This is a genomic window from Sphingomonas sp. P4_G2 (assembly GCF_056401155.1).
This window is the reverse complement of record NZ_JBFUJY010000003.1, coordinates 235202-250172: the sequence shown is the minus strand read 5'-3', so window position 1 is coordinate 250172 and position 14971 is coordinate 235202. Positions and strand designations below refer to the sequence as shown.

The window sequence follows — 14971 nt, the reverse complement described above, 5'->3', positions numbered from 1 at the left end:
CGATTATCTGCGCAATGAGAACTCGGTATCCTCCTGCGCTTGATCGATCAGGGCGATCGTCGCATCGCGCGCGCCGGGCGCATCCCCCTCCGCAATCGCGTCGAACAGGCGGCGATGTTGCGGCATCGAATCGCTTGGCTGACGGGTTTGCCGATGCTTGTAGATCGTCGTCCAGCGCACTGCAGCGCCGATCGTGCCGGCGAGACTGATGAGCAGTTCGTTGCCTGTCGCCTCCAGGATGATGTTGTGGAAACTCTGGTCGGCGGCCTGGCCGACCACGCTGGCCAGCCCGTGTTCCTGCATCTGTTCAAGAGCATGGCCCATCCGCGAAAGGTGTCGGGGCGTGCGCAGGGTGGCGGCCAGTTCGGCTGCGGCTGGCTCGATAATCATACGTAAATAGAATAGGTTGTGGACAAACCCAGCCGGAGGCTCGCCTTCGAACATCCAGGCCAGGAGATCGGGATCGAGCAGATTCCAGGACGATCTGTCTCGGATGCGTGTGCCAGCCTTGGGCTTGCTTTCGAGCAGCCCCTTGGCGGAGAGCATGCGGAGCGCCTCCCGCACCAGACCGCGCGAAACGCCCCGGTGTTCGGCGATCTCATGCTCGGCGGGCAGGAACGATCCTGGGGCATGTTGCCCTGTCACGATTGCAATGCCCAGTTCGCGTGCCAATTGGGCATGCGTCGGTCCCCGCCGGTGTTCGTCAGTCAATCGCCATCCCTTCGCGACGCACCCCCAGGCTCTTTTTGGAACCGCGCCGGCAATGCGCACGATAGCAAAATATTGCCTCTTGTCCTACAATAGCTCGGCGATTATTAAGTCGGACAATTGATCGGGACGGATGGGGAATGGTCTCCTGCGATGCCGACAATGTGGGGAAGGATGTATGATTCCGCTTCGCAATCGCCTGCTGGTCGGCGCGTCGCTCGCCGCAATCGGCATGGTCGCTGTGGCACAGTCCGCAATCGCACAAACCAGCACGGCGCCGGCCGTTGCCGCACCGGAGAAGGATGCGGCGGCGGGGAGCGAGATCGTCGTCACGGGCGTGCGCGCAAGTCTACGCTCGGCCCAGGCGACCAAGCGCAATTCGGATCAGATCGTCGATTCGGTCAACGCGCAGGATATCGGCAAGCTGCCCGACGCCAACACCGTCGAGGCGCTGCAGCGGATCACCGGCGTCCAGATCCAGCGCCGCTATGGCGAGGGCGCGACCGATTTCGACCATCGTACCCAACCCGCCATTACCGTTCGTGGCCTGACGCAAGTCAGCAACTTCATCGACGGACGCGCCGCGATCTCGGCATCTGGCGGCCGAACGCTCGATCTCGAGGCGACCCCACCCGAGCTGCTCGCAGGCATCGACGTCTTCAAGAATCCGCCCGCCAGCACAATCGAGGGCGATATCGCGGGCGTCGTAAACATCCGCACGCGACTGCCGTTCGACGCTCCCGGGCAGCTCGTCAGCGCGACCCTGAAAGGCAATTATTACGATCGCGCCGACAAGTTCGGCGGGTCGGGCTCATTGCTGTACAGCAATCGCTTCGAGACGGGCCTTGGCGAAATGGGCATCCTGCTCAATGCCACCTATGCGCGTAGCTCCTATCGCCAGGACGCGATCCTGATCGGCGCGTTTGGCCCGATCCCAACCGGAATCACGATTCCCGGCGCGCCCGCCAATGCGCAGGTCCCGTTCGGCGAACAGATCTATGACGATGGTGGCGATCGCAAGCGCTTCGGCATCGCCGGCGCCTTCCAATGGCAGGCGAGCAGCAATCTGCTCATCACGGCGCAGGCCCTCTTCTCGCGATATAAGTTTTTCCGCCAGGGCAAATATTTCTACTATAATAACAATGGTAATCCCACCACGACACCACTCAACGGGGCGGCGTTCACCTTCGATTCTGCGGGCTATGCCACCTCGGGCTCGCTCGCCAACCAGGTCTTCGAGTCGGCGCGATTCGATCAGGATCTGACCAACGACACGGGCAATTACACGCTCAATGCGAAATGGGATGTCACCGATCGGCTCCATGCTCGATTCGACGCGCAATATCTGAAGTCGTCCTACGATGCCGATCGCAACGGCTTCGTGATTTCGCTGTACGACCAGACCGGGCAAACACCCTATACGGCGAACAATCAAAGCATCGTCGATTTCGATTTGCGTGGTTCGCGACCGGTGTGGAACGTACGCAATCCGGGCTTACTGTCGAACCCTGCGAACTACGCCTTCACCTACATGGCGGATTCATTGCAACGGAACGACGCGAAGCAAGTGGCGCTGCAATCCGACCTCGAATATGACGTTGAGGGCGGCCTGCTGCAGAAATTGCGGGTCGGCGCGCGCTATGCGGAAAGCTCGATCGATCTTCGTGGCACCTGGAATGCCTTCTGCCTCCTGCCGTCAGGGCCGAACCCCAGTTGCTCCGCGCCTGCGGGCACGGCATTCGTCCCGGTGTCGGCGCATCCCGAGTTGGCGCTCGCGGGTCCAACGCCGAACTTCTTCGATGGGAGGACGCTGACGGGCGGAATTCTATATCCCGGCTTCTCGACCGGCAGCGGACTGTTCGACAGTCTCACCAAGACCGAAGCATTGTTCGGCGCCACGCCCAAGACTGCGTTCACCGCAGGCGACCTCAACCACCAGACCGAAAACACGCTCGCCGGCTATGTCATGGCGGATTACGCGACCGCACTCGGCGGGCTGAAAATCGATGGCACCGTGGGCGTGCGCGTGGTGCGCACCTCTACCGGCTCGCGTGGTACGGTGTTCAACAGCGACGGGACGCTGGTCCCACTCGAAGTCAGTCGCGATTATGTGAAGGCACTGCCCAGCTTCAACCTGCGGGCGCACCTGACCGACAAGCTTCAGATGCGTCTGGCCTTCAGCAAATCATTCGCCCGGCCGAATTTTGATCAGATGTCGACGAACGTTACGCTCAACCCCGCCACCCAGGTCAGTCCAATCACCGGACGACCGAGTGGCGGATCGGGCAATCCGTTCCTGAACCCGATCACCTCGACCAACTATGACGCGACGATCGAATGGTATTTCGCGCCCACGGGCTCGGTAACGCTCGGTGCGTTTTACAAGACTGTGGATGGGTTCCTCGCCGGTGGCACCGTCGTGCGTCGCTTCAACGGTATCGACTATGACATTGGAACCACGGTCAACACGGGCAGTGGCAAAATCAAGGGCTTCGAGGCAGCCTACCAGCAATTCTTCGACTTCCTGCCGGGCCTGCTGAGCGGGTTCGGTATCCAGGCGAACTACACATATGTCGACAGCAACGTCACCAACCCGTTCGCGACCGCGGGTAGCAATATCCCGACCCAGGTGCCGCTCGAGAAACTGTCGAAGCACAGCTACAACCTTGTCGGGCTTTACGAGAAGGGGCCCATTACAGCCCGTCTCGCCTGGAGCTGGCGCGGAAAATATCTCGATACAACCTACGGCAGCGGCGCGAACGGTATCCCGCAGTTCCAGAAGCCCTATGCCTCGCTCGACAGTTCGATCAGCTTCAACCTGAACAAGCATCTCGCAATATCGGTCGATGCCGTGAACATCACCAACCGGATGAACGTGACCTATATCGGCACGCCGAGCCAGCCATTGCAGTACACGCTGAATGACCGTCGGTTCGGTTTCTCGATCCGCGCGACCTATTGATCCCCGACCGCCGGCGTGGTGTTTCCTCCGACCACGCCGGCGATCCTTTAGGGGACGAGTGACATGACGATGCAAAGGGGCGGCGAGTGCCGGCAGTTGGCAGCATGAATCGGCCGCTGCGCAGCATCGCGATCGTCGGTGGCGGCACTGCCGGCTGGATGGCGGCGGCCGCGCTCGCGCGGGTGCTCGGCACCAGCGACGTCGCGATCACCTTGGTTGAATCCGAGGAGATCGGGACGGTTGGTGTCGGCGAGGCCACGATCCCGCCGATCCAAGCGTTTAATGCGCTGCTCGGCATTGATGAAGACGTGTTCGTCAAGGCAACCATGGGCAGCTTCAAACTCGGCATCGAATTCGTCGACTGGCTGCGGCCGGGCTCGCGCTATTTCCATCCGTTCGGCTTCTACGGCACCGATCTCGGCGCGGTGCCGTTCGAGGGGCTTTGGCAGCGATTGCGGTCGAACGGCGCGGCTGAGGCGCTCGACGCCTACTCGATCTGCGCCGCGGCGGCGCGGCAGGGGCGGTTCATGCGCCCGCTCTCCGATGGCGGCAACACCCCCCTTCACCGCATCGGCTATGCCTTTCACTTCGACGCATCGCTCTACGCCCGCTTTCTGCGCACCCATGCCGAGGCAGCCGGCGTGGTCCGGCACGAAGGACGGGTCGTCGACGTCGCGCTGCGCGGGAACGACGGCTTCATCGAGGCGGTCACCCTGTCGTCGGGCGAACGCATCGCGGCGGAATTGTTCATCGACTGCTCGGGTTTCCGGGCGCTCCTGCTCGGCGACGCGTTGCAGACCGGCTTCGAGGATTGGTCACACTGGCTGCCCAACGACCGGGCCGTCGCAGTGCCGAGCACGAATGTGGGTGCACCAACGCCCAATACGCGCGCGACCGCGCGGCCGGCCGGCTGGCAATGGCGCATTCCGCTCCAGCATCGCACCGGTAACGGTTACGTCTTCGCGAGCGGGCATGTGTCCGAGGACGAGGCGACCGCGACGTTGCTTGCCAATCTGGAGGGCGAGGCACTGGGCGACCCGCGGGTGCTGAGCTTCCGCGCGGGGCGGCGGGACGCCTTCTGGGTAAAGAACTGTGTCGCCCTGGGTCTCGCCAGTGGCTTTCTCGAACCGCTCGAATCCACCAGCATCCATCTGATCCAGGCCGGGATCGCCCGTTTGCTGGAGATGATGCCGACCCGGGCATTCGAGCCCGCCGATACTCGCCGCTACAACCGGCTGATGATCGCGGAATATGAAAGCATTCGCGATTTCATCATTCTCCATTTTCACGCCACCGAACGCGCCGACACACCCTATTGGGATCATGTCCGCAGCATGCCGGTGCCGGAAACGCTCGCCGAACGGATCCGGATCTACCGCGCCACGGGACGGGTCTTCCGCGAGGCCGACGAGCTCTTCTCCAAAACTAGCTGGCTGGCGGTGATGGATGGGCAGGGCCTTCGCGCGAAGGGCTTCGATCCGCTGGCCGGCGCGCTGCCGGAGGAAGAAGCGCGCGTGCGGATGGCGCGCATTGCCGCGGTGACTGCGGCTGCCGCGCGGCGGATGCCGCGGCACGAGGATTTCATCGCGCAGCATTGCAATGCGATGGCTGCGTAGCAGCGTCGGGACGGCATCGTTTGAAGCAAGGGGCGGCGCCGCCGCGGACAGGGAGATGGCTGTGAAGGTTTCGAGGATTCTGATCGGCGCTATCGCACTTGGCCTGGCAACCGGCGCACTGGCTGGAGACGAGCCGCGGGTGCAGCCGGTCCAAGTCGATCCGGCGCGCCCCGACTGGGAGAATCCGGCGGTCTTCGCGCGGAATAAACTGCCGGCTCATGCGACGGGTTTCCCCTTCGAGAGCCGCACCGCGGCGCTCTCCGGCGACCGGACCCGATCGACGCGCTTCCTGAGCCTCGACGGCCAGTGGAAATTCGCGCTGTCGCCCTCGTCGGACTCGGTCCCCGCCGGATTCGAGCAGCCGGGTTTCGATGTCTCCTCCTGGGCCAACATCAAGGTGCCCGCCGACTGGCAGGCGGAGGGATATGATCAGCCGCGCTATAACAACATCACCTATCCGTTCCCGGCGAACCGTCCGCTGATCCCGCATGCGACCAATCCTGTCGGCTCCTATCGCCGCGACGTCACCCTGCCGGCAGGGTGGGCGGGGCAGGATGTAATCCTGCACATCGGCGCGGCCGGGTCCGCTTATGACGTCTGGGTCAACGGTGCGAAAATCGGTTATTCCGAGGATTCGAAGCTGCCGAGCGAGTTTGACGTCACGCGCTTCGTCAAACCGGGCCGGAATGTCGTCGCCATCCAGATCCACCGCTGGTCGGACGGCTCCTATCTCGAGGACCAGGACTTCTGGCGCGTTTCTGGCATCGAGCGCGAGGTGTTCCTGATGGCGGTGCCTCGGGCGCGGGTGCGCGACATCTTCGTGCATGCCGGGCTCGATGCGGCCTATCGCGACGGCACGCTGTCGACCGAGGTCACCGTCACTCCCGCGACCGCGGCGATGACCGCACGGATCACGCTGCTCGACGGCGACCGCACGCTCCTCGTGCGCGCGATGCGCGTTGCTCCGAGCAGTGCCGAACGCACCGTCACGCTCGCGGCAACCGTACCCGGGGTGAAGCCGTGGTCGGCTGAATCGCCCAATCTCTACACGCTGCTGGTCGAACTGGTCGGGGCTGACGGCAACGTCGTCCAGGCAACGCCGCAGCGGATCGGCTTCCGCACGGTCGAAATGAAAAACGGCCTAGTCACCATCAACGGCAAGCCCATCGTGATCCGCGGCGTCAACCGCCATGAGCATGATCCCGAGACCTTCCACGTTGTTTCCGAAGCTTCGATGCGCCGCGATATCGAACTGATGAAGCGCAACAATATCAATGCGGTGCGGACGTCGCATTATCCCAATGACCCGCGCTGGTACGCGCTGGCGGACGAATATGGCCTCTATGTGATGGACGAGGCCAATATCGAGAGCCACGGTTATATGGATTATGCGAACAAGCATCCAGACCGGCGCGCCGAACTCCAGATCGGGTTCGATCCCGCATGGAAGGACGCACATGTCAGCCGCGTCACCAACATGGTCGAACGCGACAAGAACCATCCCTCGATCATCTTCTGGTCGATGGGCAACGAGGCGGGGATCGGGCCAAATTTCGCCGCCGCGGCCGCGGCCGCGAAAGCGCGCGATCCGGGCCGCCTCGTCAGCTATCTCGGTTGGGGCACCTGGGACGGCATCCACGATCATCGACCCAACTGGTATGCCGATATCTACGCGCCGATGTACGACAGCGCGGAGAAGATGGCCGACTATGCGACCAACTGGAACTTCAAGCAGCCGCTGATCCAGTGCGAATATTCCCACATGATGGGGAATTCCGGCGGTAATCTGAAAGACTATTGGGATGTGATCTACGCGCATCCCGACAAATTGCAGGGGGGCTTCATCTGGGACTGGGTCGACCAGTCGATGTATCGCTATACCAAGGACGGTCGGCGCTATTGGGGCGATGGCAGCGAATACGGGCCGAACCCGGGTGGGGAGATCGAGTTCGGCGATGGCCTCAACCAGTCCGACCGAACGCCCAATCCGGCACTCTACGAGGTGCGCAAGGTTTATGCGCCGATCCAGTTCGAGGCGTTCGACGCCGCAACCGGGCGCGTGATGGTGCGCAACCGCCACGATTTCCGCGACCTTTCGGGGTTCGCGTTCGAATGGGAGGTCATCGAGGACGGCGTGGCCGTCGCGCACGGCGCATTGCCGCCGATGACCACAGCGGCCCATGCCACCCAGGCTGTGACGCTGCCGATCGGTCCGATCGTGCGCAAGCCGGGCGCCGAATATTTCGTGACGATCCGCGCCCGCGCCCGCGACGGGGCAATCCCGCTGGTTCCGGCTGGGCATATCGTCGGCTGGGAGCAGTTCGCGCTGAACGCCACCGCCTCCGTTCCGCCCGCGACGCCCGCCGGGCGGGCTGCCGTGGCGGTAAAGGAGGCGGATGGCGCGATCACGCTTTCGGCCGGTACCGCAACCCTCGTGATCGATCGCAACAGCGGACTGGTTCGGCGCTATGCGCGGGACGGTGTCCTGCTCGCCAGCGGCGGCGCGCCGCATTTCTGGCGCGCGGTGACCGACAACGATATCGGCATCGGCACCGAGGTTCAGCTCAAGCCATGGAAGGCGATGAGCGAGACGCGCACCGTGCGCGGGGTTTCGACAGAGCGTTTCAAAGACGGCGGCGTCGCGGTACGGCTCGACTATGGCCTGGGCGATGGCGCTGCGCGCTTCGTCACCACCTATACGATGGCGGACGACGGCAGTGTTGCAGTGGTAGGCAAACTGACTCCGCTGCGTCAGGATATTCCGCCGCCGTTCCGGGTGGGGTTGGCCTTCGCGATGCCAACCGACATCGATACGCTCGAATGGTATGGGCGCGGCCCGCACGAAAGCTATGTCGATCGCAAGACCTCGGCGCCGATCGGTCTATGGCGTGGGGCGATCGCCGCGCAGAACCATGATTATATCCGCCCGCAGGAGACCGGCAACAAGGTCGATGTGCGCTGGATGGAGCTAAGCGGCGCCGGGCGCGGGCTGCGTGTCAGCGGCGATGCGCCGCTGATGATCAACGCGCTGGCGTTTCCGTATGCCGATCTCGACCGGCATGTGCCTGGTACGTGGAAGAGCACCGACGTCATACCGCACGGTCAGGTGACGCTGTTGATCGACGGCGCGCAATGGGGCGTCGGCGGGGACACTCAGTGGAGCGAGGTCGGCAAGCCGCTTGCCAAATACCGCGTCCCCCTGGCGCCGATCCGGTTCGCCTTCCGCCTCACGCCCTTTGCGGGCGCGGGGACGACCCCCGAGAAGGCATTGCCGGCCAGCGCGACCGGCGAGGAATGAGGGCTTACTCCGGCGCGCGCGGTAGCGCGCCGGGTTTCGCGCGACGCAGTTCAGGCCGTCCCGGGCAAACCTTGACGGCGGCGTTCGTCGCGGCGACGGCCTACCATATCCCATGCCCCGAAAGCATGGCGCCGGGGGCAGGTTGAGATGGATGACGCGCGACATTTCCGAAAATTCAGAACGCGGTGCCAAGCCGTATCTGCTACGAAAATCCGCTTTCCGACTGGAGATACAGCCTATATTACCGCTGCCTCGGAACGCTTTGTATCGGCGAGAGGATCTTGAAGCCGCACTGGAACACGTCGGAAATATGGTCTTCAAGAATAGGCGGCCTTTTGGGTAGGTGGCCAACGGAATGAGGGTTCTATTGCGGCTAACAATGGCAGCCTTTGGGGACCACGGTTCGACGCGCAGGGAGTGGCCGGTTACGAAATCTTTTGGGTCACCCGACGCGCGACGGTCATTGAACCGTCGCCGGACAGGTCTAGATCATGGGCGTAACGATAATCGTTGAAGGAGAGGATCGATGCGCTTTGGGGTGATGTTGGCGGCGGCAGCCGCAATCGCTGTGCCGATTGGTGTGGTGGCGAAATCGGACGTGTCGCCCGTGATCGCCAAGGCGCTGGCCGATCCGGCGCGCGCCGACCAGGCAGGCGACGATGCGCGCCGGCATGCCGCGGAGGTTGTCGCCTTTTCCGGCGTGAAACCGGGCTGGCAAGTGGTCGATTTTCTGCCGGGCCAGGGCTATTGGACACGCATCTTCACCGGCGCGGTCGGGCCGAGCGGCCATGTCTATGCTTTGTGGCCGAGCGCGGCCGGGGATCGCGCCAAGGCGACGGTCGATGCGCTCAACGGCCGCAAGCTGAGCAATGTCACCGCCGCGGTCGACGCCGGGCTGATCACGGTCGACAAGCCGGTCGACCTCGTCTGGACCGTGCAGAATTATCACGATCTGCCCAATGACGGGCGCGGCGAGCCCGCGCTCAACGCATTCAACGCCGCCGTGTTCAAGGCGCTCAAGCCCGGCGGTACCTATGTCGTGATCGATCACGTCGCCCCGGCGGGCAGCGGCCTGACCGATACCGGAACGCTCCACCGCATCGACCCGGCGATCGTCAAGAAGCAGGTGCTCGCCGCCGGCTTCACCTTCGCCGGCGAATCGAAGGCGCTGGCCAATCCCAAGGACGATCACACGCTCAAGGTGTTCGATCCCAAGATCCGCGGCGTCACCGACCAGTTCGTCTACAAATTCCGGAAGCCGCTCAAGTGATCCGGGCCGGGTTGGCGGTGCTGCTGGGCGCCGCCGCGCTCGGCGGCTGCACGCAGAAATGGGACACGGGCAATACCGCCACCGCGGACACGCGGCTGGCGCGTGACGTCGCGCTCGATGCGCGGCGCCACGGCCCGGAGATCGCCGCCTTCGCCGGGGTGAAATCCGGCGACAAGGTGATCGATCTGATCCCGGGCGGCGGCTATTGGACGCGCACCTTTGCCCGCATCGTCGGGCCATCTGGCCATGTCTACGGCATCTGGCCGCAGCCTTATGCGGCGGAAGCCGGCAGCGACGTCAAACGCTATGCGGCCGCCGCCGGCACGCCCGCCTTCGCCAATGTGTCGGCGAGCACCCAGCCGGCGACCAGCCTGACCGCGCCCGAAAAGGTCGACCTGGTCTTCACCTCGCAAAATTATCACGATTATCCCGACAAGTTCATGGGCTCGATCAACCCTGCCGTGCTCAACAAGGCGGTGTTCGACGCGCTCAAGCCGGGCGGCATCTATCTGATCATCGATCATGCCGCCGCGCCGGGATCGGGGATGCGCGACACCGATACGCTCCACCGGATCGACCCGGCGGTCGTCAAGCAACAGGTAGTCGCGGCGGGATTCGTGTTCGACGGCGAGTCGAAGCTGCTGGCTAATGCCGGCGACGATCACACCAAGCCGGTGTTCGACAAGACGATCCGCAGGCATACGGATCAATTCATCTACAAGTTTCGGAAGCCGTAGTCCTAGGTTGAGAACTCAAATAAGCCGTTGTTCTTGAAGCGATCCAGTTTCCAAAATTCGTCATCCCAGCGAAAGCTGGGATCTCAAGCGGCATCGCGTTACCGCCAGAGACCCAGCTTTCGCTGGGGTGACGGAGGAGGTTACTCGCGCTCACCTCGCAGCGGCCGGCTAAGCAGCGCGCCGATCACGTCGCCGACCGGCGCGCCGTCGAGCAAAGCACACACCGCTTCGGTCACCGGCATGTCGACCCCGGCCTTGGCCGCCGCTTCGCGCAGCACCGGCGCGGTAAAGGCACCCTCGGCCACCGTCCGCCGGTCGCTCAGCAATTCCCTCGCCGACCGCCCCTCGCCCAGCCCGACCCCGAGCGAGAAATTGCGGCTGCTGGTCGACGAGCACGTCAGCACCAGATCGCCCAGCCCCGACAGGCCGGCCATTGTCTCCGCCCGCGCGCCGCGCGCCAGCCCGAACCGCGTCATCTCGGCAAAACCACGCGCGATCAACGCGGCGCGGGCGTTCTGGCCCAGCCCCGCGCCCTCGACCACGCCGCAGCCGATCGCCAGCACGTTCTTGACCGCGCCGCCGATCTCCGCGCCGATGACGTCGTCCGACGCGTAGGTCCGGAAGGTCGGAAGTCCGATCAGCTCGGCGAGACTGGCGGCCAGATCGAGGTCTTCAGCCGCCAATGTAACCGCGGTGGGAAGGCCGGCGGCGACTTCGTGCGCGAACGTGGGGCCAGACAGGACCGCGATCGGCGATCCATCGATCACTTCCGCGGCGACCTCATGGAGCAGCTTGAAGGTGCCGGCCTCAATGCCCTTGGAGCAAAGGATCAATGCCTGCGCGTTGCGCGGCATGTCGTCGAGTACGGACCGCATATGCTGGGCGGGGGTGACCACGAACACCACTTCCGCTTCCGCTACCCAGGTGATGTCGGCGTTCGCGCAAATGCCGGGTGAAAGAGGGACGTTCGGCAGGAACGCCGGATTGAAGTGCGTGCTGTTGATCGCCTCGATCACCTCGGGTTCGCGCGCCCAGAGACGTACTTCGCGGCCGCTCGACGCTGCGACCTGTGCGAGCGCCGTACCCCACGCACCGCCGCCGAGAACGCCAATCACTCTTCCGCTCACGCTTTCACTCCTGCCCCACGCACCTTTTCCGCGTCCGGGTCGAGCGGCCAGCGCGGGCGCGCGGCGATGTCGAGCGGGTCGGTCAGGCCCGCCGCGAAGCGCTCGGCCCCGGCCCAGGCGATCATCGCGGCATTGTCGGTGCACAGCCATTGCGGCGGCACGCTGAACGGCAGCGCATAGTCGCCCGCCAGCGATTCGAGCGCGGCACGCACGGCGCCGTTCGCCGCGACCCCGCCGGCGACGACCAACGCGGTCGCATCGGTATCGCCCAATTGGCGGCGGGTGCGGTCGACCAGGCAATCGACGGCGGCTTGCTGAAAGCTCGCGGCGATGTCCTCGACGCGCCACTGCCCGGTGTCGTGCGCGCGCAGCACCGCGCTCTTCAGCCCGGCGAACGAGAAATGCGGCTCGGCCGATCCGAGCAACGGCCGCGGCAAGGGCACGATATCCTGGCCGATCGCGGCGGCACGCTCGACCGCGGGGCCGCCGGGAAAGCCGAGCCCGAGGATCTTGGCGGTCTTGTCGAACGCCTCACCCGCGGCATCGTCGATCGTCGTGGCGAGCCTGCGATAGCGGCCGACGCCTTCGACCAGCAGCAATTGGCAATGGCCGCCCGACACGAGCAGCAGCAGATAAGGGAAATCGAGCTCGGGATCGGCGAGCCGCGGGCTCAGCGCATGGCCTTCGAGATGATTGACCGCGACCAACGGCTTGCCCGCCGCATGCGCCAGCGCCTTGCCGGTGACCAGCCCGACCATCACGCCGCCGATCAGCCCGGGTCCCGCCGTCGCGGCAACCGCATCGACTTGCGACAGCGTCACGCCCGCTTCCGCCAGCGCCGCCTCGATCAACGGCTCGAGCGCCTCGACATGCGCGCGCGCGGCGATCTCCGGCACCACGCCGCCATAGGGGCGGTGCGCGGCTTCCTGTCCGGCCAATTTGTGCGCCAAGATGCGGCGGTCGCTGGTGACCAAAGCCGCCGCGGTCTCGTCGCACGAGGATTCGAGGCCAAGGATGAGAGTCATTTTATGTCTCTAACGGTTCGGCCTTGGCTTGTCGAAGCGCCGGAGTCTGCGCTGCCACCCGCCTTGGACTGCTATATCCGCGTCACCGCGTTGACCGCATCCGCCGCGCGCAGCGCCGCCATCAATTTCTCCAGATGCGCGGCGTCGCGCACTTCCAGGTCGATCTGGTTGGTGTGAAAGCCGGTGTCGCTGGTGTCGAACCGGATGTTGATGATGTTGGCGCGGTGCTGGCCGATAATCGTCGACACGGTGCCCAGCGCGCCGGGCTCGTTCTTCAACGTCACCTCGATCCGCGCCAGTCCGCCTTCGGACTTGTCGCCCCAGGCCAGGTCGACCCAATCGACATCGTCCGAATTGGCCAGCACCGGACAATCGATGCGGTGGACCTCGATCTCCTGGTCGGGCCGCCTCAGGCCGACGATGCGGTCGCCCGGTACCGGATGGCAGGTCGTATCGAGCTTGTAGGCGACGCCGGGGGTCAGGCCGGTGATCGAGATCGCCGACGATTGCTGCGGCAGCGCGCGGCCCGCGTCGGTGCTGGCCGATCCCGGCATCAGCGCTTCCATCAGTTCGGCATCGGTGATCCGCCGCCGCGCCACCGCCTCGATCAGCGCGTCCTCGTCGGTCAGTTGCAGCTTCTTCAGCGCGGTCTTGACCGCATCGACCGACAGCGGCGCCGGCAGGCGATCGACGATCTCGTCGTACAGCTTGCGGCCAAGGGTCAGCGTTTCCTTGCGCTCGATCGCGCGCAGATGCCGTCGGATCGCCGCGCGCGCCTTGCCGGTGATCGCGAAGTTGAGCCAATTGGGCTGTGGCGATTGCGCCTTGGAGCGCAGGATCTGCACCTGGTCGCCATTCTCGATCACCGTGCGCAGCGGGACGTGGCGGCCATTGATCTTGGCGCCGACCGCCTGGTCGCCGAGATCGGTATGGACGGCATAAGCGAAATCGATCGGCGTCGCGCCCTTGGGCAACTGATGCAGCTCGCCCTTCGGCGTGAAGGCGAAGATGCGATCCTGGTACATCGCCATCCGCGTATGCTCGAGCAATTCCTCGGGCGTCTCGGCGGTTTCCAGGATCTCGACCAGGTCGGTGATCCAGCTATGCTGGCCGTCGGCGCGGACCTTGCCGGTCTTGTACGCCCAATGCGCCGCCAGCCCATATTCGGCCTCGGCATGCATTTCGCCGGTGCGGATCTGGATTTCGACGCGCGTATCGCCGGCATGCATGATCGAAGTGTGAAGCGAGCGATAGCCGTTGCGCTTGGGCGTCGAGATATAATCCTTGAACCGCCCCGGCACGAACGGCCAGCGGCGATGGATGACCCCCATCGCGCGGTAGCAATCCTCCTCGGTCGGCACGATCGCGCGGAACGCCATCACGTCGGACAATTGCTCGAAGCTGATGTGCCGCTCCTGCATCTTCTTCCAGATGCTGTAGGGGTGCTTCTCGCGGCCCGATATGTCGGCATCGACACCGTGGCGAGACAGCAGCAATTTCACACCCGATCCGATCTTGGCGATGCGGTCGCCGCCTTCCTGCAATTGGTCGAGGCGCTTCTGGATCGATTCATACGCTTCGGGTTCGAGCTGCGCGAAGGCGAGCGTCTGCATCTCCTTCATGAACTCGTACATGCCGATCCGCTCGGCGAGCGGGGCGTAGATATCCATCGTCTCGCGCGCGATGCGCTTGCGCTTGTCCGGATTGGGGATGTGGTGGAGCGTGCGCATATTGTGCAGCCGGTCGGCCAATTTGACCAGCAGCACGCGGATGTCGTCCGACATCGCCAACAGGAACTTGCGCAGATTCTCGGCGGCGCGCTCGCTTTCGGTCTGCGCCTCGATCTTGGAGAGCTTGGTGACGCCGTCGACCATCCGCGCGACATTGTCGCCGAACAATTTCTGGATCTGCTCGGGGGTGGCGACCGTATCCTCGATCGTGTCGTGGAGGATCGCAGTGGCGATCGTCTCGTCGTCGAGATGCAGGTCGGTCAGGATGCCCGCGACTTCGATCGGATGGCTGAAATAGGGGTCGCCCGATGCGCGCTTCTGCGAGCCATGCGCCTGGAGCGAAAAGACGTACGCGCGGTTGAGCAAGGCCTCATCAGCCTCGGGGTCGTAAGAGAGGACCCGATCAACCAGTTCGTACTGACGCAGCATACCGCTAAGATGGGGCGGGTTGGCGCTGCTTTGCAACAAAATGTTGGCCGCGAGCAATTAAAGGCGCGC

Annotated in this window: 9 protein-coding genes; 5 read left to right on the top strand and 4 right to left on the bottom strand. The window is 64.3% G+C overall.

Going from position 1 to position 14971, the window contains the following annotated elements; genetic code table 11:
• Window positions 1-3: 3 nt before the first annotated feature.
• A complete protein-coding gene (locus AC1DRD_RS10765; protein ID WP_478032293.1) occupies window positions 4-711 on the bottom strand; it encodes a FadR/GntR family transcriptional regulator in 708 nt (235 codons plus the stop codon).
• 175 nt (window positions 712-886) lie between these two features.
• On the opposite strand from AC1DRD_RS10765, the gene AC1DRD_RS10760 reads away from it, so the two are divergent.
• The 5 genes from AC1DRD_RS10760 to AC1DRD_RS10740 all read left to right on the top strand — a co-directional run bounded on the left by AC1DRD_RS10760 (window position 887) and on the right by AC1DRD_RS10740 (window position 10591).
• Window positions 887-3670: a TonB-dependent receptor gene (locus tag AC1DRD_RS10760; RefSeq protein ID WP_478032294.1), complete on the top strand. Its 2784-nt coding sequence runs from the start codon at window positions 887-889 to the stop codon at window positions 3668-3670.
• A 104-nt stretch (window positions 3671-3774) separates the two neighbouring features.
• Entirely contained in the window at window positions 3775-5286 is a 1512-nt protein-coding gene (locus tag AC1DRD_RS10755) for a tryptophan halogenase family protein (RefSeq protein WP_478041379.1), read from the top strand.
• A 55-nt stretch (window positions 5287-5341) separates the two neighbouring features.
• Complete coding sequence (locus AC1DRD_RS10750) at window positions 5342-8584, top strand: glycoside hydrolase family 2 TIM barrel-domain containing protein (RefSeq protein WP_478041378.1); 3243 nt, start codon at window positions 5342-5344, stop codon at window positions 8582-8584.
• 526 nt (window positions 8585-9110) lie between these two features.
• A complete protein-coding gene (locus AC1DRD_RS10745) occupies window positions 9111-9854 on the top strand; it encodes a class I SAM-dependent methyltransferase (protein WP_478041377.1) in 744 nt (247 codons plus the stop codon).
• A complete protein-coding gene (locus tag AC1DRD_RS10740; protein WP_478041376.1) occupies window positions 9851-10591 on the top strand; it encodes a class I SAM-dependent methyltransferase in 741 nt (246 codons plus the stop codon). The genes AC1DRD_RS10745 and AC1DRD_RS10740 overlap by 4 nt, the downstream gene beginning before the upstream one ends.
• A 140-nt stretch (window positions 10592-10731) precedes the next feature.
• Here the strand turns inward: AC1DRD_RS10740 and AC1DRD_RS10735 are convergent, their stop codons facing one another.
• From AC1DRD_RS10735 to AC1DRD_RS10725, 3 genes are all read right to left on the bottom strand, one after another.
• Complete coding sequence (locus AC1DRD_RS10735; protein WP_478041375.1) at window positions 10732-11718, bottom strand: NAD(P)H-dependent glycerol-3-phosphate dehydrogenase; 987 nt, start codon at window positions 11716-11718, stop codon at window positions 10732-10734.
• The gene (gene tsaD / locus AC1DRD_RS10730; RefSeq protein WP_478032300.1) at window positions 11715-12743 is read right to left on the bottom strand and encodes a tRNA (adenosine(37)-N6)-threonylcarbamoyltransferase complex transferase subunit TsaD; all 1029 of its coding nucleotides are present in this window, start codon (window positions 12741-12743) and stop codon (window positions 11715-11717) included. Before tsaD ends, AC1DRD_RS10735 begins: the two co-directional genes overlap by 4 nt.
• 71 nt (window positions 12744-12814) lie before the next feature.
• On the bottom strand, window positions 12815-14902 hold the full coding sequence (locus AC1DRD_RS10725) for a RelA/SpoT family protein (protein ID WP_478032301.1): 2088 nt from the start codon (window positions 14900-14902) through the stop codon (window positions 12815-12817).
• Window positions 14903-14971 lie beyond the last annotated feature (69 nt).

Coding starts and splice junctions, on each gene's coding strand:
- AC1DRD_RS10760 (WP_478032294.1), top strand. CDS start 887: ATGATTCCGCTTCGCAATCGCCTGCTGGTCGGCGCGTCGCTCGCCGCA.
- AC1DRD_RS10755 (WP_478041379.1), top strand. CDS start 3,775: ATGAATCGGCCGCTGCGCAGCATCGCGATCGTCGGTGGCGGCACTGCC.
- AC1DRD_RS10750 (WP_478041378.1), top strand. CDS start 5,342: ATGGCTGTGAAGGTTTCGAGGATTCTGATCGGCGCTATCGCACTTGGC.
- AC1DRD_RS10745 (WP_478041377.1), top strand. CDS start 9,111: ATGCGCTTTGGGGTGATGTTGGCGGCGGCAGCCGCAATCGCTGTGCCG.
- tsaD (WP_478032300.1), bottom strand. CDS start 12,743: ATGACTCTCATCCTTGGCCTCGAATCCTCGTGCGACGAGACCGCGGCG.
- AC1DRD_RS10725 (WP_478032301.1), bottom strand. CDS start 14,902: ATGCTGCGTCAGTACGAACTGGTTGATCGGGTCCTCTCTTACGACCCC.